The organism is Pandoraea pnomenusa, assembly GCF_000767615.3.
GTDB lineage: Bacteria > Pseudomonadota > Gammaproteobacteria > Burkholderiales > Burkholderiaceae > Pandoraea > Pandoraea pnomenusa.
The window spans coordinates 357,487-377,155 of sequence record NZ_CP009553.3 but is presented as its reverse complement, the minus strand read 5'-3'; the positions used below and the strand labels follow the sequence as shown (position 1 = coordinate 377,155).

General features: G+C 60.3%; 33 protein-coding genes. 1 reads left to right on the top strand and 32 read right to left on the bottom strand.

Translation table 11 applies throughout. The annotated features are described in order from the left end of the window. Positions 1-74: 74 nt before the first annotated feature. Positions 75-1,073 (top strand): porphobilinogen synthase, encoded by a 999-nt coding sequence (gene hemB / locus LV28_RS25770; RefSeq protein WP_023593841.1) that lies wholly within the window; start codon positions 75-77, stop codon positions 1,071-1,073. Positions 1,074-1,193: 120 nt separating this feature from the next. Here hemB and dsbD read toward each other — a convergent pair whose 3' ends face one another. From dsbD to tuf, 32 genes are all read right to left on the bottom strand, one after another. Beyond that, entirely contained in the window at positions 1,194-3,218 is a 2,025-nt protein-coding gene (dsbD, locus tag LV28_RS25765) for a protein-disulfide reductase DsbD (RefSeq protein WP_255315196.1), read from the bottom strand. Further along, positions 3,211-3,543, bottom strand: coding sequence for a divalent-cation tolerance protein CutA (cutA, locus tag LV28_RS25760; RefSeq protein ID WP_023872499.1), 333 nt, complete (start codon positions 3,541-3,543; stop codon positions 3,211-3,213). The genes dsbD and cutA overlap by 8 nt, the downstream gene beginning before the upstream one ends. Before the next feature lie 193 nt (positions 3,544-3,736). Continuing rightward, positions 3,737-4,129, bottom strand: a complete 393-nt coding sequence (gene rplQ, locus LV28_RS25755) for a 50S ribosomal protein L17 (protein WP_023593838.1) — start codon at positions 4,127-4,129, stop codon at positions 3,737-3,739. A gap of 155 nt (positions 4,130-4,284) precedes the next feature. Further along, on the bottom strand, positions 4,285-5,262 hold the full coding sequence (locus LV28_RS25750; protein WP_023593837.1) for a DNA-directed RNA polymerase subunit alpha: 978 nt from the start codon (positions 5,260-5,262) through the stop codon (positions 4,285-4,287). A gap of 105 nt (positions 5,263-5,367) precedes the next feature. Then, complete coding sequence (gene rpsD / locus LV28_RS25745; protein ID WP_023593836.1) at positions 5,368-5,991, bottom strand: 30S ribosomal protein S4; 624 nt, start codon at positions 5,989-5,991, stop codon at positions 5,368-5,370. A gap of 152 nt (positions 5,992-6,143) precedes the next feature. Next, a complete protein-coding gene (gene rpsK, locus LV28_RS25740; protein WP_010804113.1) occupies positions 6,144-6,548 on the bottom strand; it encodes a 30S ribosomal protein S11 in 405 nt (134 codons plus the stop codon). Positions 6,549-6,565: 17 nt separating this feature from the next. Then, positions 6,566-6,931: a 30S ribosomal protein S13 gene (gene rpsM / locus LV28_RS25735; RefSeq protein ID WP_038619124.1), complete on the bottom strand. Its 366-nt coding sequence runs from the start codon at positions 6,929-6,931 to the stop codon at positions 6,566-6,568. A 35-nt stretch (positions 6,932-6,966) separates the two neighbouring features. Further along, positions 6,967-7,083: a 50S ribosomal protein L36 gene (rpmJ, locus tag LV28_RS25730; RefSeq protein ID WP_010804115.1), complete on the bottom strand. Its 117-nt coding sequence runs from the start codon at positions 7,081-7,083 to the stop codon at positions 6,967-6,969. Positions 7,084-7,102: 19 nt separating this feature from the next. Next, the gene (gene infA / locus LV28_RS25725; RefSeq protein ID WP_010804116.1) at positions 7,103-7,321 is read right to left on the bottom strand and encodes a translation initiation factor IF-1; all 219 of its coding nucleotides are present in this window, start codon (positions 7,319-7,321) and stop codon (positions 7,103-7,105) included. Positions 7,322-7,330: 9 nt separating this feature from the next. After that, complete coding sequence (gene secY / locus LV28_RS25720; protein WP_023593834.1) at positions 7,331-8,668, bottom strand: preprotein translocase subunit SecY; 1,338 nt, start codon at positions 8,666-8,668, stop codon at positions 7,331-7,333. A gap of 23 nt (positions 8,669-8,691) precedes the next feature. After that, on the bottom strand, positions 8,692-9,126 hold the full coding sequence (rplO, locus tag LV28_RS25715; protein WP_023593833.1) for a 50S ribosomal protein L15: 435 nt from the start codon (positions 9,124-9,126) through the stop codon (positions 8,692-8,694). An 11-nt stretch (positions 9,127-9,137) separates the two neighbouring features. Continuing rightward, positions 9,138-9,320 (bottom strand): 50S ribosomal protein L30, encoded by a 183-nt coding sequence (rpmD, locus tag LV28_RS25710; RefSeq protein WP_023593832.1) that lies wholly within the window; start codon positions 9,318-9,320, stop codon positions 9,138-9,140. Positions 9,321-9,331: 11 nt separating this feature from the next. Further along, entirely contained in the window at positions 9,332-9,850 is a 519-nt protein-coding gene (gene rpsE / locus LV28_RS25705; RefSeq protein WP_010804120.1) for a 30S ribosomal protein S5, read from the bottom strand. Positions 9,851-9,863: 13 nt separating this feature from the next. Next, complete coding sequence (gene rplR, locus LV28_RS25700; RefSeq protein WP_010804121.1) at positions 9,864-10,229, bottom strand: 50S ribosomal protein L18; 366 nt, start codon at positions 10,227-10,229, stop codon at positions 9,864-9,866. Between the two features lie 11 nt (positions 10,230-10,240). Continuing rightward, complete coding sequence (gene rplF / locus LV28_RS25695) at positions 10,241-10,774, bottom strand: 50S ribosomal protein L6 (protein ID WP_023593831.1); 534 nt, start codon at positions 10,772-10,774, stop codon at positions 10,241-10,243. A gap of 15 nt (positions 10,775-10,789) precedes the next feature. Beyond that, positions 10,790-11,185: a 30S ribosomal protein S8 gene (rpsH, locus tag LV28_RS25690; RefSeq protein WP_010804123.1), complete on the bottom strand. Its 396-nt coding sequence runs from the start codon at positions 11,183-11,185 to the stop codon at positions 10,790-10,792. A 13-nt stretch (positions 11,186-11,198) separates the two neighbouring features. Beyond that, positions 11,199-11,504 (bottom strand): 30S ribosomal protein S14, encoded by a 306-nt coding sequence (gene rpsN, locus LV28_RS25685; RefSeq protein WP_023593830.1) that lies wholly within the window; start codon positions 11,502-11,504, stop codon positions 11,199-11,201. Between the two features lie 7 nt (positions 11,505-11,511). Next, positions 11,512-12,051 carry a 50S ribosomal protein L5 gene (gene rplE, locus LV28_RS25680; RefSeq protein ID WP_023593829.1) on the bottom strand — a complete coding sequence of 180 codons (540 nt, stop codon included), beginning with the start codon at positions 12,049-12,051 and terminating at the stop codon, positions 11,512-11,514. 19 nt (positions 12,052-12,070) lie between these two features. Further along, complete coding sequence (gene rplX / locus LV28_RS25675; RefSeq protein WP_023593828.1) at positions 12,071-12,379, bottom strand: 50S ribosomal protein L24; 309 nt, start codon at positions 12,377-12,379, stop codon at positions 12,071-12,073. Positions 12,380-12,390: 11 nt separating this feature from the next. Continuing rightward, complete coding sequence (gene rplN / locus LV28_RS25670) at positions 12,391-12,759, bottom strand: 50S ribosomal protein L14 (RefSeq protein ID WP_010804127.1); 369 nt, start codon at positions 12,757-12,759, stop codon at positions 12,391-12,393. A gap of 265 nt (positions 12,760-13,024) precedes the next feature. Beyond that, entirely contained in the window at positions 13,025-13,297 is a 273-nt protein-coding gene (gene rpsQ / locus LV28_RS25665) for a 30S ribosomal protein S17 (RefSeq protein ID WP_010804128.1), read from the bottom strand. Beyond that, positions 13,294-13,488 (bottom strand): 50S ribosomal protein L29, encoded by a 195-nt coding sequence (rpmC, locus tag LV28_RS25660; RefSeq protein WP_010804129.1) that lies wholly within the window; start codon positions 13,486-13,488, stop codon positions 13,294-13,296. The genes rpsQ and rpmC overlap by 4 nt, the downstream gene beginning before the upstream one ends. Positions 13,489-13,502: 14 nt before the next feature. Beyond that, positions 13,503-13,919, bottom strand: coding sequence for a 50S ribosomal protein L16 (gene rplP, locus LV28_RS25655; RefSeq protein ID WP_010804130.1), 417 nt, complete (start codon positions 13,917-13,919; stop codon positions 13,503-13,505). A gap of 2 nt (positions 13,920-13,921) precedes the next feature. After that, complete coding sequence (gene rpsC / locus LV28_RS25650; RefSeq protein WP_023593827.1) at positions 13,922-14,725, bottom strand: 30S ribosomal protein S3; 804 nt, start codon at positions 14,723-14,725, stop codon at positions 13,922-13,924. Between the two features lie 9 nt (positions 14,726-14,734). After that, on the bottom strand, positions 14,735-15,064 hold the full coding sequence (rplV, locus tag LV28_RS25645) for a 50S ribosomal protein L22 (RefSeq protein WP_023593826.1): 330 nt from the start codon (positions 15,062-15,064) through the stop codon (positions 14,735-14,737). 10 nt (positions 15,065-15,074) lie between these two features. Beyond that, positions 15,075-15,350, bottom strand: coding sequence for a 30S ribosomal protein S19 (gene rpsS, locus LV28_RS25640; protein WP_010804133.1), 276 nt, complete (start codon positions 15,348-15,350; stop codon positions 15,075-15,077). Between the two features lie 13 nt (positions 15,351-15,363). Beyond that, positions 15,364-16,194, bottom strand: a complete 831-nt coding sequence (gene rplB, locus LV28_RS25635; protein ID WP_023593825.1) for a 50S ribosomal protein L2 — start codon at positions 16,192-16,194, stop codon at positions 15,364-15,366. A 2-nt stretch (positions 16,195-16,196) separates the two neighbouring features. Continuing rightward, positions 16,197-16,511: a 50S ribosomal protein L23 gene (rplW, locus tag LV28_RS25630; RefSeq protein WP_010804135.1), complete on the bottom strand. Its 315-nt coding sequence runs from the start codon at positions 16,509-16,511 to the stop codon at positions 16,197-16,199. Continuing rightward, on the bottom strand, positions 16,508-17,128 hold the full coding sequence (gene rplD, locus LV28_RS25625) for a 50S ribosomal protein L4 (protein WP_010804136.1): 621 nt from the start codon (positions 17,126-17,128) through the stop codon (positions 16,508-16,510). The genes rplW and rplD overlap by 4 nt, the downstream gene beginning before the upstream one ends. Positions 17,129-17,130: 2 nt before the next feature. After that, positions 17,131-17,787, bottom strand: coding sequence for a 50S ribosomal protein L3 (gene rplC / locus LV28_RS25620; protein WP_023593824.1), 657 nt, complete (start codon positions 17,785-17,787; stop codon positions 17,131-17,133). 205 nt (positions 17,788-17,992) lie between these two features. Continuing rightward, positions 17,993-18,304 (bottom strand): 30S ribosomal protein S10, encoded by a 312-nt coding sequence (gene rpsJ / locus LV28_RS25615; RefSeq protein ID WP_010804138.1) that lies wholly within the window; start codon positions 18,302-18,304, stop codon positions 17,993-17,995. Positions 18,305-18,423: 119 nt separating this feature from the next. Then, the gene (gene tuf, locus LV28_RS25610) at positions 18,424-19,632 is read right to left on the bottom strand and encodes an elongation factor Tu (protein WP_023593823.1); all 1,209 of its coding nucleotides are present in this window, start codon (positions 19,630-19,632) and stop codon (positions 18,424-18,426) included. Between the last annotated feature and the right edge of the window lie 37 nt (positions 19,633-19,669).

The window sequence follows — 19,669 nt, the reverse complement described above, 5'->3', positions numbered from 1 at the left end:
CGTCGAGACACGTCGACACGACCGATTTCCGGAAATTTTCGACGCACCATTCTTTCGTCCAAAGGACCGATCGCATGAGTTCCTACCCCTTGCTTCGCCCGCGCCGCATGCGACGCGACGACTTCTCGCGCCGGCTGATGCGCGAAAACCGCCTAACCTGCGACGACCTCATCTATCCAGTGTTCGTGCTCGACGGCGAGAACCGCCGCGAGGCGGTCGACTCCATGCCCGGCGTCGAACGCGTCTCGGTCGATGAGCTGCTGCGCGTAGCCGATACGTGCGTGACGCTCGGCGTGCCGGTCATTTCGCTCTTTCCGAATGTCGACGCCTCGCTCAAGACGCCCGACGGCATCGAAGCCACGAATCCCGACGGCCTGATTCCGCGCGCCGTGCGCGAGCTCAAGCGACACTTCCCGGACCTGGGCGTGCTGACCGACGTCGCGTTGGACCCATACACCAGCCACGGTCAGGACGGCGTACTCGACGAAAACGGGTATGTGATCAACGATGTGACGACAGGCATTCTCGTCAAGCAGGCGCTCACGCAGGCCGAGGCCGGCGTGGACATCGTGGCACCGTCCGACATGATGGACGGACGCATCGGTGCCATTCGCGAAGCGCTCGAAGCCGGCGGGCACATTCACACGCGGATCATGGCCTATGCGGCGAAGTACGCCTCGGCCTTCTACGGCCCGTTCCGCGACGCCGTGGGTTCGGCATCGAACCTCGGCAAGGGCAACAAGATGACCTACCAGATGGACCCCGCCAACTCCGACGAAGCGTTGCGCGAGGTTGCGCTCGATATCGAGGAAGGCGCGGACATGGTGATGGTCAAGCCCGGCATGCCATACCTCGACATCGTCCGTCGCGTGAAGGACGAGTTCCGATTCCCCACCTACGCCTATCAGGTGAGCGGCGAGTACGCGATGCTCAAGGCCGCCGCACAGAACGGGTGGCTCGACCACGACAAGGTGATGATGGAGTCGTTGCTCGCGTTCAAGCGCGCTGGCGCCGACGGCATCCTGACGTACTTCGCGCTCGACGCAGCACGCTTGATCCGCGCGCAGGCGTAAGGCCCGCTGCGGGTGACGCGTCAAAAAAACGGCCAGCCCAGGTGAGGGTTGGCCGGTTTCTCCTTTAGCCTGCCGCAACTTGCGGCACCTGCCAGCATCCGCCTGACCGCGCGCCGCGTCTCAGACCGCAGGGCCGAACGCCCTGTCCAGGCTCTTCAGAAATTGATCGGCAGACTGCGCGCCAATCACGCGCGTTCCGTCGATTTCGGCACCCTTTCCGTCGAAGAAGATGATGCCCGGCGGTCCGAACAACCCGAAGCGCTTGAGCAGCGCCTGGTCGTCGGCGTTATTGGCGGTCACGTCAGCCTGGATCAGCACCACGCGATCGAGCCGGGCCTTCACCCGCGGATCCGTGAAGACAAAACGCTCCATCTCCTTGCAACTGATACACCAGTCGGCGTAGAAGTCGAACATGACCGGACGCCCGGCAGCCGAGACGACCTGGTCCAGCTCGGCGAGGCTGCGCACACGACGAAACTCGACGCCTTCCGCCAGCGGCGCCCCCGTGTTCCCGTTGCCAGCGGCTGCGCTCGTGAATCCGGCAAGCGGCGTCAGCGGGTCTCGAGCGCCCGAGGCAGCGCCCACGAGCGCGACCGCCCCCATCAAGGCGATCACCACGCCCAGCCCCTTGAGCAGACGCCGCGCGGCGCCGGCACCATCCGGCAGGCCGTCGAAAACGTGCATGAACGTGGCCGCGACCAACAGCAGGATACCGGCAGCGAGCAACAGCACCGGCGTCGGCAGCAGCGGGCGGACGATCCAGAGCGCGACGCCGAGCAACAGGAAGCCGAAGAAGCGCTTCACCCCATCCATCCATGCACCCGCGCGCGGCAGCAGCGCGCCGCCGCCGCCAGCCAGGATGACGAGTGGTAACCCCATGCCCAGCGACAGCGCGAAGAGCGTCGCTCCACCGAACACGGCGTCGCCCGTCTTCGCGATGAAAGCCAGCGCGGCGGCCAGCGGTGCCGTCACGCACGGGCTCACGATGAGCCCCGACAGCACACCCATCGTCGCGGCGCCGATCCACTGTCCCGACTGCTGCCTGCGGGCGGCGTCGTCGATGCGCTCACGCAGCGCCGTCGGCAACTGGATCTCGTACATCCCGAACATCGACAGCGACAGGCCCACCATCAACAGCGCGAACAGTGCCAGGACCCAGGGGGCCTGAAGGAACGCGATCAGTCCCTGCCCCAACAGCCCGGCAGCGATGCCGATGACCGTATTGACCACCGCCATGCCTAGTACATAGGCAATGGCCAGTCGCACGGCTTTACCACGGCTGGCTTCCTGCCCGGCAACGATCGACAGGAGAATCGGCACCATCGGCAGCACGCACGGCGTAAACGCCAGCCCTACCCCCAACAGAAAGAAAATGCCGAGTGCCAGTGCGAAGCTTCCCCCGGACAGGATGCGTTCGGCCTCGCTGTAGTCCTCACGGGCCGACAACCATCCGCCGGAAGTCGCCGCGGCCGGCGTCTGCGGCGCCGCGCTCGCGATCGGCGAATTGCCCGACATTCGGGGATTCCCACCGAGCAACGCCTGCGATACCGGCCCCATTCCCGACGTGCCGCTGCTCGGACCATCCGAGGTCTGTACGCCGCCCTGCCCTCCAGGTGTACCGCGAACGGCGGAAGCCGAGATCTTCAGCGGCTTGTCCATGGGCGGGTAACACAAGCCCTTGTCAGCACACCCCTGCATGGTGACGTTCAACGTGAACGGTCCATTGGCCTGGCTCACCGGGATCCGAACGTCGATGGGCTCGTGATAAACCTCCATGTCCTTGCCGAAGGTCTCGTCGTGCTTGACCTCGCCCTTCGGAAATTCGGGGGCTCCCAGCGTCACGCCAGGCGCGTCCGCGGCGAAGGCAAACCGCTCGCGGTAGAGGTAATATCCCTTCGCCACGTCGAACCGCAGCACGATCACGCCGGGTTGCTCTGTCTTCGAAACCTTGAAGGCAACATCCGGATCGAGAAAGTCGTCGGCGGCATGGACCCGCCCGGCCAGCAATGCCAGCAGCAGCGCGAATATGAACACCCCGAACCGCCAGACAGGTAGCGCTCGGCCATGCATCGACGCACGCGCACCTCTGGCGTCGCGCCGAACACGACTGAACCCCGCGGCGAACCCCGACGAAACCTCAGACATGCAACTCTCCCCGCGTCTCGCTCTCCACCCAACGTGCATATGCCGGTAATGCCGCGCTGGCGGGCCAGGCGACGATCTCGGGTACGTCGTAAGGGTGGTGTTCCTTGATGTATTGCTCAAGCGCACTGTAGCGCGCGGCAGTCGTTTTGATCATCAGTGGCACCTCTACGCTCGTCTCGCGCTTGCCTTGCCAGCGATAGCTCGAACGCACCGGCGCCATTTGCTGCACGCAGGCGGCCAATCGTGCGGCAAGCATGCCGTCGACGGCAGCTTCCGCGCTGGCCTCGTCGGGAAACGTCGTCAAGACGATGAGTAGGGCATCCATGATGTGCGATAGACAGCTCAAGCGTGAGGATTGTTCACTGTACACCGACGCCATGAAGCGTGCGCAATCTCCCATTGTTTTCAGGCAGCGGACGATCCCGGCTTCGGACAACACCTCAAAGCAAAAAAGCCAGGTCGACGACCTGGCTTCTTATTACGGCTGACAGTCCTGAACGGACCGTTGCGGGAACCGCTTACTCAGCGACTTCCGGCGCTTCCGTGTCGACTTCCGGACGATCCAGCAGTTCGACGAAAGCCATCGGTGCGTTGTCACCCACGCGGAAACCCATCTTCAGGATACGCAGGTAGCCGCCCGGACGGTTGGCAAAACGCGGGCCGAGTTCGTTGAACAGCTTCGTGACCATTTCGCGATCGCGCAGGCGGTTGAACGCCAGACGACGGTTGGCAACCGTGTCCTTCTTACCGAGGGTGATGAGGGGCTCGACGACCTTACGCAGTTCCTTGGCCTTCGGCAGCGTGGTCTTGATCGCTTCGTGTTGCAGCAGCGAGTTCGACATGTTACGCAGCATTGCCAGACGGTGGCTGCTGGTACGGTTCAGTTTACGCAGACCATGACGGTGACGCATTTCAACTTTCCTTTAAACAGAGTTTTCGACCAAGCTCTTCTATCGGTGACAACCACCGCGGGCCGGTACCTTCGCTATCGGCCGTATCGGAATCTTCCGACGCGCCGCACTTACGTAGCAACACGGCCGCCCAGGGGCGGCCATGTCGATACAACTTACTTCTCGAGACCGGCCGGCGGCCAGTTTTCGAGCTTCATGCCCAGCGTGAGACCACGCGAGGCAAGGACTTCCTTGATTTCGTTGAGCGACTTGCGACCCAGGTTCGGGGTCTTGAGCAATTCGTTCTCGGTACGCTGGATCAGGTCGCCGATGTAGTAGATGTTTTCGGCCTTCAGGCAGTTGGCCGAACGCACCGTCAGCTCGAGATCGTCCACCGGACGCAGCAGGATCGGATCGATCTGCGGCGCACGCGACGGCGCTTCGCTGGCGGCTTCCGTGCCTTCCAGCGCAGCGAACACCGACAGTTGATCCACCAGAATGCGGGCCGATTGACGGATCGCTTCTTCCGGCGACACCACACCGTTGGTCTCGATGTTCATCACAAGCTTGTCCAGGTCCGTGCGCTGTTCCACACGGGCCGACTCGACCGCATAGCTCACACGCTTGACCGGCGAGAACGACGCATCGAGAACGATGCGGCCGATCACCTTGGCCGACTCGTCGCCATAACGACGAACGTTACCCGGGACATAACCACGACCCTTCTCGATCTTGATCTGAACGTCGAGCTTGCCGCCCTTGGCCAGATGCGCGATCACGTGATCGGGGTTGATGAGTTCCACATCATGCGGCACTTCGATATCCGAAGCGCGCACCACACCTTCACCATCCTTGCGCAGCGTAACGGTGACTTCGTCACGGTTATGCAGCTTGAACACGACACCCTTGAGGTTCAGCAGGAAGTTGACGACATCTTCCTCGACACCATCCATGGTGGAATACTCGTGCACAACGCCGGCGATCGTCACTTCGGTCGGCGCGTAGCCCACCATCGACGACAACAGCACGCGGCGAAGCGCATTGCCCAAGGTGTGGCCATAGCCACGTTCGAACGGCTCCATCACGACTTTGGCGTGATGCTCGCCGACCGGCTCAACCGCAATGATCTTGGGCTTCAACAAACTGGTTTGCATAGGTTTCCTTTTCAATACCCTCGGCTCGTTACACCGATAAGGCTGATGGGTGACAACCTGCACGGAACGCAAAACGCGCCGTGAGGCGCGTCAGCATCATACGGATTAACGCGAATACAATTCGACGATCAGGCTTTCGTTGATGTCGCCCGCGATATCGCTACGTTCCGGCAGTGCCTTGAAAGTGCCTTCCATCTTCTTGGCGTCAACCGAAACCCAGATCGGGAAACCGACTTGCTCAGCCAGCGACAGTGCTTCTTGAATACGCACTTGCTTCTTGGCCTTTTCACGCACGGTGATCACATCACCGGCCTTGACCTTGATCGACGGGATGTTGGCAACAACACCATTCAGCACGATCGCCTTGTGGCCGACCAGCTGGCGCGCTTCGGCGCGCGTCGAGCCAAAGCCCATGCGGTACACGACGTTGTCCAGGCGCGACTCGAGCAATTGCAGCAGGTTTTCACCCGTGTTGCCCTTGACGCGGTCGGCTTCCGCGAAATAACGACGGAACTGACGCTCAAGCACGCCGTAGATACGCTTGACCTTCTGCTTTTCGCGCAGTTGGTTGCCGTAGTCCGACGTGCGAGCACCCGAGGTGCGGCCATGCTGACCCGGCTTGCTATCCAGCTTGCACTTGTCGGCGAGCGAGCGACGTGCGCTCTTCAGGAAGAGGTCAGTACCTTCACGGCGGGAGAGTTTGGCCTTCGGGCCGATATAACGTGCCACGGTTGTTCCTTTTTCTCAAAATCTGACGCAGCGGACTTTGCCCACTACGCAAGTCCGGTACCAATGTACCGGACGGTGGTCTTAGAAATTGCTACGCGCACGGCCTTGACCGTGCGCGAACCCGCGATTATAGCAGGATTTTCTGAAGCGTCTTAGATACGACGACGCTTCGGCGGGCGGCAGCCGTTGTGCGGGACCGGCGTCACGTCCGAGATGGCCGTGATCTTGATACCCAGCGCATTCAATGCACGAACCGCCGATTCGCGACCCGGGCCCGGGCCCTTGATGCGAACTTCGAGGTTCTTCACACCGTATTCCAGTGCCACGCGACCAGCCGACTCGGCAGCAACCTGGGCAGCGAACGGGGTCGACTTGCGCGAACCCTTGAAGCCCTGGCCACCCGACGTCGCCCATGCCAGCGCATTGCCCTGACGATCGGTGATCGTGATGATGGTGTTGTTGAACGAAGCGTGGACGTGCACGACGCCTTCGGCAACGCTCTTCTTGACCTTCTTGCGAACGCGCTGCGAAGCGGCGTTGTTCTGTTGCTTAGCCATGAGTTCCTATCCTCTGGTTACTTCTTCAGCGAGACGCCGGCCTTACGCGGGCCCTTGCGGGTACGCGCATTGGTACGGGTGCGCTGACCGCGAAGCGGCAAGCCCTTGCGGTGACGCATACCACGATAGCAGCCCAGGTCCATCAGGCGCTTGATGCTCATGGTCACTTCACGGCGCAGGTCGCCTTCGACCGTCAGTTGGCCGACTTGGTCACGCAGCTTTTCGAGATCGGCGTCGTCGAGGTCATTGACCTTCTTCGAGTAAGCCACGCCGGCGGCGTCGCAAATCTGGCGAGCGCGCGTACGGCCGATACCGTAAATAGCCGTCAGGCCGATTGCGGTGTGCTGGTGGTTCGGGATGTTAACCCCTGCGATACGAGCCATTCGTAATTCCCCAACTAAATAGCGTTAAAGGCCGATTAGCCCTGACGTTGCTTGTGACGCGGATCCGAACTGCAGATCACACGCAGCACGCCTTTGCGCTTCACAAACTTGCAATTGCGGCAGATGCACTTAACAGATGCCAAAACTTTCATGACAATTCCCTCTCTCTAATCACTTCGCCCGGAAGACGATCCGCGCACGCGACAGATCGTAGGGCGTCAACTCTACCGTCACCTTATCCCCGGGCAGAATGCGGATGTAATGCATCCGCATCTTGCCGGAAATATGTCCGAGTACTACATGGCCATTTTCCAGCTTTACCCGGAAGGTGGCATTGGGGAGGTTTTCAAGGACCTCACCCTGCATTTGAATAACGTCGTCTTTCGACATGATCCCGGATCAGCGAAGCGTCATGTTATTGCCGCCCTTGAAATTCGCCTTGCGGAGCAGCGACTCATACTGTTGCGACATCACATACGACTGCACTTGCGCCATGAAGTCCATCGTCACCACCACGATAATCAGCAGTGAGGTCCCACCGAAGTAGAACGGGACATTCCAACGCAACACCAGAAACTCAGGCAGCAAACACACCAGGGTGACGTATGCCGCGCCGGCCAGCGTAAGGCGCGTCAGGATCTTGTCGATATACCGCGCCGTCTGGTCGCCCGGACGAATACCCGGAACGAACGCGCCGCTCTTCTTCAGGTTATCGGCGGTCTCCTTGCTGTTGAACACCAGAGCGGTGTAGAAGAAGCAGAAGAACACGATCGCCAGTGCGTAGAGCATCACGTAGATCGGCTGACCCGGCGACAACTTTGCCGCGATGTCCTTGAGCCAGCGCGCGTTGTCACCCGCACCGAACCAATTCGCGATCGTTGCCGGGAACAGGATGATCGACGACGCGAAAATCGGCGGAATCACGCCTGCCATGTTCAGCTTGAGCGGCAGGTGCGAAGCCTGACCACCGTACACCTTGTTGCCGACCTGACGCTTGGCGTAGTTCACAAGGATCTTGCGCTGACCACGTTCGACGAACACGACGAAGAACGTCACGAGCACCACGAGGGCACAGATCACGATCGCCGAGAACGGGCCGATCGAACCGGTGCTGACGAGCTCGAACAAACCACCCACTGCGTTCGGCAAACCGGCCGCGATACCACCAAAGATGATGATCGAGATACCGTTACCGAGCCCGCGTTCGGTGATTTGCTCACCCAGCCACATCAGGAACATCGTGCCGGTCACGAGCGTGATCACCGTCGTCAGGCGGAACAGCATGCCCGGATCGACGACGAGCCCCGGCTCGCTTTCCAACGTCACCGCGATCGCCGCTGCCTGGAAGAGCGCGAGCACCACCGTGAAATACCGGGTGTACTGCGTGATCTTGCGCTGTCCGGCCTGGCCTTCCTTACGCAATGCTTCCAACTGCGGCGAGACCATCGCCAGCAGCTGCATGATGATCGACGCCGAGATGTACGGCATGATCCCGAGCGCGAAGATCGTGAAACGCGACAACGCACCGCCCGAGAACATGTTGAACATGCCCAGGATCCCGCCCGACTGGCGCTGGAACAACTGCGCCAGCTGATCGGGGTCGATGCCCGGCACCGGGATATGCGCACCAATACGGTAGACAATCAGCGCCAGCAGCAGGAAAACCAGCCGCCGACGCAGATCCGCATACTTCGGGCCCTGCGTACCAGGCTTAGCGAGATTAGGAGACTTGGCCAATGCTGGCTCCGGGGTGTCCTAACTTACTCTGCGACCGAACCGCCGGCCGCTTGAATGGCAGTGAGCGCACCTTTGGTGACGCCCAGACCCTTCACAACGACCTTGCGGGTGATCTCGCCGGAGGCGATGATCTTGGCCGACAGCGACAGCTCGCTCACCAGACCGGCCTGCTTCAGAACGAGCAGATCGATTTCATCGACCGGCAGGTTGTTCAGGTCCGACAGGCGAACTTCGCCCACGAAACGACGCGTCAGCGACTTGAAGCCACGCTTCGGCAGACGACGTTGCAGCGGCATTTGACCGCCTTCGAAGCCCACCTTGTGGAAGCCGCCCGAACGCGACTTCTGACCCTTGTGACCACGGCCGGCGGTTTTACCCAGACCCGAACCGATGCCACGGCCAACGCGGCGCTTGGCGTGCTTGGCGCCTTCTGCCGGCTTAATCGAATTCAATTCCATGTTGCCCTCGCTCAGTCGACGATCTTCACAAGGTACGAGACCTTGTTGATCATGCCCCGCACAGCGGGCGTATCCTGCAACTCGCTGACCGAATTGAGGCGACGCAGGCCCAGACCCTTCACGGTCGCGCGATGGTCTTCGCGCGTGCCGATCAGGCTCTTGACCAGCTTAACTTTCACAGTTTGCTGCGACATATTGATCACCCTTAGCCGAGGATCTCTTCCACCGACTTGCCACGCTTGGCGGCGATGTCAGCAGGAGTCGATTGTTTCTTCAGGCCGTCGAGCGTGGCGCGGACCAGGTTGTACGGGTTCGTCGAGCCAAGGCTCTTCGTCACCACGTTGGTCACGCCCATCACCTCGAACACCGCGCGCATCGGACCACCGGCGATCACGCCGGTACCGTCCTTCGCCGGCGACATCAGGACGCGCGAGGCGCCATGCTGGCCGAGAACGTTGTGTTGCAGGGTGCCGTTCTTCAGGGGCACCTTGAACATGTTGCGGCGGGCTTGTTCCATTGCCTTTTGAACGGCAACCGGGACTTCCTTCGCCTTGCCCTTGCCCATGCCGATGCGGCCATCGCCGTCACCAACCACGGTCAACGCGGCAAAACCGAGAATACGGCCACCCTTCACAACCTTCGTGACACGGTTGACCGCGATCATCTTCTCGCGAAGGCCGTCGTCGCGTTCGTCAGCCTGAACTTTCGCTTGCATCTTTGCCATGACGGATCCTTACTTAGAACTTGAGGCCGGCTTCACGGGCAGCGTCGGCGAGAGCCTTGACGCGACCGTGATAGCGGAAGCCCGAGCGGTCGAAAGCCACGCTTTCGATGCCGGCAGCCTTCGCCTTCTCGGCGATACGACGGCCGATCAGCGCGGCAGCAGCAGCGTTGCCACCCTTGCCTTCCTTGTCGCCCAGTTCCTTGCGCACTTCGGCTTCCAGCGTCGAAGCGCTGGCGAGCACTTGCGTGCCGTCTTCCGAAAAAACTTGCGCGTAAATGTGCACGTTGGTGCGATGCACGGAAAGGCGATGCACCTTCTGAGCTGCCAGCTTGATACGAGTCTGGCGAGCGCGGCGCACACGAGATTGTTTCTTGTCCATGTTTCGCACCCTTACTTCTTCTTGGTTTCCTTGAGGATCACCACCTCGTCCGCATAGCGGACGCCCTTACCCTTGTAGGGCTCGGGCGGACGGTAACCGCGAACTTCCGCAGCCACTTGTCCGATGCGTTGCTTATCAACGCCCTTGATGATGATCTCCGTCTGCGTCGGGGTCTCTGCCTTCACGCCTTCCGGCATGGCATGCACGACATCGTGCGAGAAACCCAGCTCGAGCTTCAGGTTGTTACCCTCAGCCTTGGCACGGTAACCCACGCCAACGAGTTGCAGCTTCTTTTCGAAACCCTTGCTCACACCGGTCACCATATTGTTGACCAGTGCACGTTCGGTACCGTACAGCGCATTCGCTTCGCGGCTTTCGTCGGCCGGGGCGAAGGTGATGGTGCCGTCTTCGATCTTGACGTTCACGAGGGCGTTCACGCCGCGGGTCAGCGAACCCAGGGCACCCTTGACCGTCAGCACATTGCCAGCCAGCGTTGCTTCAACGCCCTTCGGCAGCGCAATGGGACTCTTACCTACTCGAGACATTTCAACTCTCCTCGGTTAGGCGACGTAGCAGATGACTTCGCCGCCCACGCCGGTGGCGCGTGCCTTGCGATCGGTCATCACGCCCTTCGGGGTCGAGACGATTGCAACGCCGAGGCCGTTCATGACCTGCGGAATGTCGTTGCGGCTCTTGTACACACGCAGACCCGGACGCGACACACGCTCGAGGCGCTCGATCACGGGACGGCCAGCGTAGTACTTCAGTGCAATGTTCAGCACCGGCTTGGTTTCTTCTGCTTCAACCGCGAAGTCTTCGATGTAGCCTTCGTCCTTGAGGACCTTGGCGATCGAGACCTTCAGCTTGGACGAGGGCATCTTCACCGATGCCTTCTCAACCATCTGAGCGTTGCGGATGCGAGTCAGCATATCGGCGATAGGATCGCTCATGCTCATGGTGCTTCTCCTATTACCAGCTTGCTTTGGTCACGCCCGGGATTTCGCCACGGAAGGCGATTTCACGGATCTTGTTACGGGCCAGGCCGAATTTGCGGAAGGTACCGCGCGGACGGCCGGTCAGATCGCAACGATTGCGTTGACGGGTCGGGTTGGCGTTACGCGGCAGCTGTTGCAGCGCCAGGCGTGCTTCATAACGCTCGTCTTCCGACTTGCTGGTGTCTTCGATGATCGCTTTGAGGGCAGCACGCTTGTCAGCGTACTTCGCTGCCAGACGGGCGCGCTTCTTTTCGCGTTCGATAAGTGCCAGTTTAGCCACGATTACCTCAGTTACGGAACGGGAATTTGAACGCCGACAGAAGAGCCTTGGCTTCTTCGTCAGTCTTCGCGGTCGTGGTGATGCTGATGTTCAGACCACGCAGCGCGTCGATTTTGTCGTACTCGATTTCGGGGAAAATGATCTGCTCTTTCACACCGATGTTGTAGTTGCCACGACCATCGAACGCACGGCCCGAAATACCACGGAAGTCACGCACGCGCGGCAGGGCCACGGTGATGAAACGATCCAGGAATTCGAACATACGCTCACCACGCAGCGTCACCATCGTACCGATCGGATAACCCTCGCGGATCTTGAAACCGGCGATAGCCTTGCGAGCCTTCGTCACCACCGGCTTCTGGCCGGCGATCTTCGTCAGGTCGCCAACGGCGTGCTCAATGATCTTCTTGTCGGCGACGGCTTGACCAAGGCCCATGTTCAGGGTGATCTTGGTGATGCGCGGCACTTCCATGACAGACTTGTAACCGAACTGCTTCGTGAGCTCGGCGACAATCTTGTCCTTATAGAATTCTTGCAAACGGGCCATTATCTATACTCCCTGCGACTTAGGCACCGACGACCGCGCCGGTCGTCTTGAGGAAGCGGACCTTCTTGCCGTCTTCGACCTTGATGCCCACGCGCGACGGCTTGCCATTGGCATCCACCAGCGCCACGTTCGAAACGTGGATCGGCATCGTCTTGTCGACCACGCCACCTTGCGTGCCCTTCATCGGGTTCGGCTTGACGTGCTTCTTGGCAACGTTCACGCCCTCGACGACCAACTTGTCGCCATCAACGGCCAGGACCGTGCCACGCTTGGCCTTGTCCTTACCCGTCAGCACGATGACCTGGTCACCCTTGCGAATCTTGTTCATGTGTCGGCTCCTTACAGCACTTCCGGGGCCAGCGACACGATCTTCATGAAGCGTTCGGTACGCAGTTCACGCGTAACCGGCCCGAAGATACGGGTGCCGATCGGCTCGAGCTTGGTGTTGAGCAGCACGGCGGCGTTGCCGTCGAATTTGACCAGCGAGCCGTCCTGGCGACGCACGCCCTTGGCGGTGCGCACGACCACTGCGTTGTAGATTTCGCCCTTCTTGACGCGACCACGCGGGGCAGCATCCTTCACGCTGACCTTGATGATGTCGCCAATGCCGGCGTAGCGACGCTTGGAGCCGCCCAGCACCTTGATGCACATCACTTCGCGCGCACCGGTGTTGTCGGCTACTTCGAGCCGGGTTTCAGTTTGAATCATGGTGTTATCTTCCCAACTTAATCCGACACATACATGTCGGTCAGTCTTGGTCCCCGTCAGCACCAAAGGGTGCCGTTTGGGTTGAGTCGTTCAAAAGTGGACAACTTTGCTACCTCAACCAGACTCGCAGAGGATACGAATCGGCCTCGGAAGCCATCCACTTCCTTGCGAAACCAAAGACCGGTTTTGGCGAAAGAAGCGGAAAGTCCGGAATTATACAATGATAATTCCGGACTTGCAAGTCAAGCCTTCGCTTCAGCGTGCCTTAGATGATGCGGGCAGCTTCCACGAGACGGGAAACCGTCCAGGCCTTGGTCTTCGACAGCGGACGGGATTCTTGAATCTCGACCGTATCGCCTTCCTTGTACTGGTTGGTCTCGTCGTGCGCGTGGTACTTCTTCGAACGCACGATGTACTTGCCGTAGAGCGGGTGCTTCATTTGACGCTCGACCAGCACGGTAACCGTCTTGTCCATCTTGTCGCTGACAACCTTACCCACCAGGGTACGCTTCAGCGAGGTCTTAGCGGTATCGTTCATTTCTGGCTCGCCTTCTCAGTCAACACGGTACGCACACGCGCGATGTCCTTGCGCACCTTCTTCAGCTGGCTGGTGTTGCTCAGCTGTTGGGTGCCCGCTTGCATGCGAAGACCGAATTGGGCCTTCAACAGATCCGACAGTTCCTTGTTCAGGCCGTCGACATCCTTGGCACGAAGTTCGGATGCTTTCATTTCAAATTCTCCCTTCAGGCGCCAAGGCGACGCACGAAGAACGTCGTCTGAATCGGCAGCTTGGCTGCGGCCAGGCGGAACGCCTCGCGCGCCAGCGCTTCATCCACACCGTCCATTTCGTACAGCATCTTGCCCGGTTGAATCTCGGCGACGTAGTACTCCGGGTTACCCTTACCGTTACCCATACGCACTTCTGCCGGCTTTTGCGAGATCGGCTTGTCCGGGAAGATACGGATCCAGATACGGCCACCGCGCTTGATGTGGCGAGTCATGGCGCGACGCGCGGCTTCGATTTGACGAGCCGTCAGACGACCACGACCGACCGCCTTCAGGCCGAATTCGCCGAACGACACTTCGTTGCCACGGGTGGCGACGCCAGTGTTACGGCCCTTCTGCTCTTTGCGATACTTTCTGCGTTTCGGTTGCAGCATGATTATTCTCCAGTCTTGGCGTCGCCTTCAGGCTTGCCAGCCGGGCGGCGTGCACCACCGCGCTTCGCGCCGGCCTTGTCGCCAGCATCGTCACGACGGGGGCGGCGGTCGCCCGGACGCGCGTTGCGGCGCGGACGCTTTTCTTCCGCCGGCTCTTCAGCCACCGGAGCGTCGTTGCGGCCCAGCGTGTCACCCTTGTACACCCACACCTTGATACCGATGATGCCGTAGGTCGTCTTCGCTTCCGAGGTTGCGTAGTCGATGTCGGCGCGCAGGGTGTGCAGGGGCACACGGCCTTCGCGATACCACTCGGTACGGGCGATTTCGATGCCGTTCAGACGGCCGGCGCTCATGATCTTGATGCCCTGGGCACCCAGACGCATCGCGTTCTGCATCGCACGCTTCATTGCGCGACGGAACATGATACGGCGCTCGAGCTGCTGAGCGATCGAATCGGCGATCAGCTGCGCATCGGTTTCCGGCTTGCGGATTTCCTCGATGTTCACGTGCACGGGCACGCCCATGCGCTTCTGCAGCTCAGCCTTGAGGATCTCGATGTCCTCGCCCTTCTTGCCGATCACAACGCCCGGACGCGAGCTGAAAATCGTGATGCGGGCATTCTTGGCCGGACGTTCGATGACCACGCGGCCGACCGAAGCGTTCTTCAGCTTCTTCTTCAGATATTCGCGAACGCCGATGTCTTCCTTCAGCATTTGCGCGAAATTCTGGTTGTTGGCGTACCAACGCGAAGCCCAGTTACGGCTGACAGCCAGACGGAAGCCAGTCGGATGAATTTTCTGTCCCATCGTGACCCCTTAGTTGCCCAGCGTCACAGTGATGTGACAGGTTTGCTTCTCGATGCGATTACCACGGCCCTTGGCGCGCGCGGTGAAACGCTTGAGCGAGGTCGCCTTGTCGACGTAAATGCCCTTGACGCGCAGTTCGTCGATGTCAGCACCTTCGTTGTGCTCGGCGTTGGCGATTGCCGACTCCAGCACCTTCTTGATGATGACCGCGGCCTTCTTCGGCGAGAAGGTCAGGACATTGAGCGCACGCTCCAGCGGCAGGCCGCGGATCTGGTCAGCGACCAGACGCGTCTTCTGCGCCGAGATACGGGCACCGCGATGAATTGCTTTCACTTCCATGATCGGCCCCTTATTTCTTCGCCTTCTTGTCGGCCGCATGGCCCTTGAAGGTACGGGTGAGCGCGAACTCACCCAGCTTGTGGCCGACCATGTTTTCCGTCACGTACACCGGCACGTGTTGACGGCCATTGTGCACAGCGATCGTCAGGCCGATGAAATCGGGCAGGACGGTCGAACGACGCGACCAGGTCTTGATCGGCTTCTTGTCACGCGATGCAGCTGCCGCTTCCACTTTCTTCAGCAGATGAGCGTCGCAAAACGGACCTTTTTTAACAGAACGAGTCATTTGCTAGCTCCAATTAACGCTTCTTGCCGCGACGCTGAACGATCATGCTGTCGGTGCGCTTGGTCGAGCGGGTACGCTTACCCTTGGTATGCTGACCCCACGGGCTGACCGGATGACGACCAGCAGCCGTACGACCTTCACCACCACCGTGCGGGTGATCCACCGGGTTCATCGCCACACCGCGAACGGTCGGGCGAATACCGCGCCAACGCTTCGCACCGGCCTTGCCCAGTTGGCGCAGGCTGTGCTCTTCGTTGCCGACTTCACCGATGGTGGCGCGGCACTCGATGTGCACGCGACGGACTTCACCCGAACGCAGACGCACTTGAGCGTACGTGCCTTCGCGAGCCAGCAGCATTGCGGACGTACCGGCAGCGCGCGCGATCTGCGCACCCTTGCCCGGCTGCAGTTCGATGCCGTGAATCGTCGTACCGACCGGAATGTTGCGGATCGGCAGCGTGTTGCCAGCCTTGATCGGCGCTTCCGAGCCGCTCACCACTTGCTGGCCGACGGTCATGCCCTTCGGTGCAAGAATGTAACGACGCTCGCCGTCGGCGTAGCACAACAGTGCGATGTTCGCGCTGCGGTTCGGATCGTATTCCAGGCGCTCGACCTTCGCCGTGATGCCGTCCTTGTTGCGACGGAAATCGACGATACGGTAGTGCTGCTTGTGACCGCCACCCATGTGACGGGTGGTGATGTGACCGTTGTTGTTACGGCCAGCGGTCTTGCTCTTGGTATCGAGCAGCGGGGCGAACGGCTTGCCCTTGTGCAGATCCTTGTTGACGACCTTGACCAGCGAACGGCGGCCCGGCGACGTCGGTTTCGTTTTGACGAGTGCCATGATTACTTGGCCTCCGCTTCAAAATTGATTTCCTGACCCGGCTTCAGGCTGACGTAGGCCTTCTTCTCGTGGTCGCGACGACCCATGAAGCGGCCAAAGCGCTTTTGCTTGCCCTTGCGGTTCAGGATCTGCACCGACTCGACTTCAACCTTGAAGAGAAGCTCAACCGCAGCCTTCACTTCTTGCTTGTTCGCGTCGCGTGCAACTTGGAACACCACTTGTTCATTCTTGTCAGCCACCAGCGTCGCCTTTTCGGAGATCACCGGCGCGAGCAGGACCTGGTACAGACGATGGTCGTTTTTACGCACGTCGCTCATGACAGCATCTCCTCAATCTTGGCGATCGCGCCCTTCGTCAGCAGCACCTTCTTGAAGTAGATGAGCGACAGCGGGTCGGCGAAACGCGGCTCGGTGACGGCAACGTGAGCCAGATTGCGCGAGGCCAGGAACAGGTTCTCGTCCACGCTATCCGTGATCAGCAGCACCGACTCAAGACCCATGGCCTTGATCTTTTCAGCGAGCAGTTTGGTCTTCGGAGCATCCAGCTTGATGTCCTCGACGACCGACAGACGACCTTCACGGGCGAGCTGCGACAGAATCGAGCACACACCGGCGCGGTACATCTTCTTGTTGACCTTGTGGGTGAAGTTCTCTTCCGGCGAATTCGGGAAGATACGGCCACCGCCGCGCCACAGCGGGCTCGACGACATACCGGCACGAGCACGGCCCGTACCCTTCTGACGCCACGGCTTCTTCGTCGTGTGCTTGACCTGTTCACGGTCTTTCTGCGCACGATTGCCGCTACGGGCGTTGGCTTGGTAAGCCACCACGACCTGATGGATCAGCGCTTCGTTGTAGTCACGGCCGAACACGACGTCCGACGCGTTGACAGCAGCGCCTTCCTGACCTTGCTCATTCAGGAGCTTCAGTTCCATTGTTACGCTCCCTTCGCGAGTTTGGCCTTGACAGCCGAGGTCACGAAAACCTTGCCTTCGTTGGCGCCAGGAATGGCACCCTTCACGAAGATCAGGCCACGTTCAGCGTCAATACGCGCGATCACGAGATTCTGCACCGTGGTCGTAACGTCACCCAGGTGACCCGTCATGCGCTTACCCGGGAACACACGACCCGGATCCTGCGCCATACCGATCGAACCCGGAACGTTGTGCGAACGCGAGTTACCGTGCGATGCGCGGCCCGAACCGAAGTTGTAACGCTTGATGGTACCGGCGTAGCCCTTACCGATCGACACGCCTTGCACGTCGACCTTCTGGCCCACCTGGAACAGATCGGTGCTCACAACGTCGCCCACCTTCAGCTCTGCAGCTTTGGCGGCGTCAACGCGGAACTCTTTGAGGATTTCACCGGCTTCGACACCCGCTTTCGCGAAGTGGCCAGCGGCGGCTTTGGTCACGCGCGTGGCGCGACGCTTACCGAAAGTGACTTGAACGGCGGTGTAGCCGTCCGTTTCATCCGTCTTGATTTGCGTCACACGGTTGTTAGACACGTCGATCACGGTAACGGGGATCGAATCACCGTCTTCCGTGAAAATACGCGTCATGCCAACCTTGCGACCGGCAAGGCCAAGGCTCATGATTTTCTCCATTCCCGACTGCGATTGGCCGGGGCTAAATGACAAAAGGATGGTCCACGGACGTGGGCCATCTTTTCAAAACTACACTTGAGCCCGACATTATAGACGAGCCTTTATCGCTTGACAAGTGTTGCTAAATCGCATAACAAAAGCCCCGCCGGTTCAGCATTGGCGGGGCTTTCAAGAGCAAAGTCGCTCGCAAGCCTTACTGCAGCTTGATTTCGACGTCGACGCCAGCCGGCAGGTCGAGCTTCATCAGCGCATCGACCGTCTTGTCGGTCGGATCGACGATGTCCATCAGGCGCTGGTGCGTGCGGATCTCGAGCTGGTCGCGCGACGTCTTGTTGACGTGCGGCGAACGCAGGATGTCGAAACGCTCGATGCGCGTCGGCAGGGGCACCGGGCCCTTGACGATGGCGCCGGTGCGCTTGGCGGTCTCAACGATTTCGGCGGCCGACTGGTCGATCAGGCGGTAGTCGAAAGCCTTCAGGCGAATGCGGATCTTCTGGTTCTGCATGGAAATTCTCCAAAGAGCGTGGCAGCCCTCGTTCGGGTGCCGGGTACATCACAAAGAGCAAACAGACATTTCTGAAACAGGCGCCGGCGAACCGGCGCCCGTTCCATCGAATCCGCGAATTAGTCGAGGATCTTGGCAACCACGCCGGCGCCGACGGTACGGCCACCTTCGCGGATTGCGAAACGCAGACCTTCGTCCATGGCGATCGGGGCGATCAGCTTGACTTCGATCGACACGTTGTCGCCCGGCATGACCATTTCCTTGTCGGCCGGCAGAACGATCGAGCCCGTCACGTCCGTGGTACGGAAGTAGAACTGCGGACGGTAGTTGTTGAAGAACGGGGTGTGACGACCACCTTCATCCTTCGACAGAACGTACACTTCGCCCGTGAAGTGCATGTGCGGCTTGATCGAGCCCGGCTTGGCCAGCACCTGACCACGCTGCACGTCTTCACGCTTCGTGCCGCGCAGCAGGATACCGACGTTGTCGCCGGCCTGACCCTGGTCGAGCAGCTTGCGGAACATTTCCACGCCCGTGCAGGTCGTCTTGTCGATTTGCGGCTTGCCGCCATCCATCTTGATACCGACGATTTCGATTTCTTCGCCGACCTTGATGATGCCCGACTCAACGCGACCGGTCACAACCGTGCCGCGGCCCGAGATCGAGAACACGTCTTCCACCGGCATCAGGAACGGCTTGTCGATGGCGCGCTCCGGCGTCGGGATGTACGTGTCGAGGGCGTCGGCCAGGTTCATGATGGCCACTTCGCCGAGTTCGCCCTTGTCGCCTTCCAGCGCCAGCTTGGCCGAACCCTTGATGATCGGCAGATCGTCGCCCGGGAAGTCGTACTTCGACAGGAGTTCGCGAACTTCCATTTCGACCAGCTCGAGCAGCTCGGCGTCGTCGACCATGTCGCACTTGTTCAGGAACACGATGATGTACGGCACGCCGACCTGACGGGCCAGCAGGATGTGCTCGCGCGTTTGCGGCATCGGGCCGTCGGCTGCCGAGCAAACCAGGATGGCGCCGTCCATCTGGGCAGCACCGGTAATCATGTTCTTGACGTAGTCGGCGTGGCCCGGGCAGTCAACGTGTGCGTAGTGGCGGTTAGCCGTTTCGTACTCGATGTGCGCGGTGTTGATGGTAATGCCGCGTGCCTTTTCTTCCGGCGCCGCGTCGATTTCGTCGTACTTCTTGGCTTCGCCGCCGAACTTGGCCGACAGAACCGTTGCGATCGCTGCCGTCAGGGTGGTCTTGCCGTGGTCAACGTGACCGATGGTGCCGACGTTCACGTGCGGCTTGGTCCGCTCGAATTTTTCCTTTGCCATTTCCGAATCCTCAGATACTGAATAGACGATTTAAACA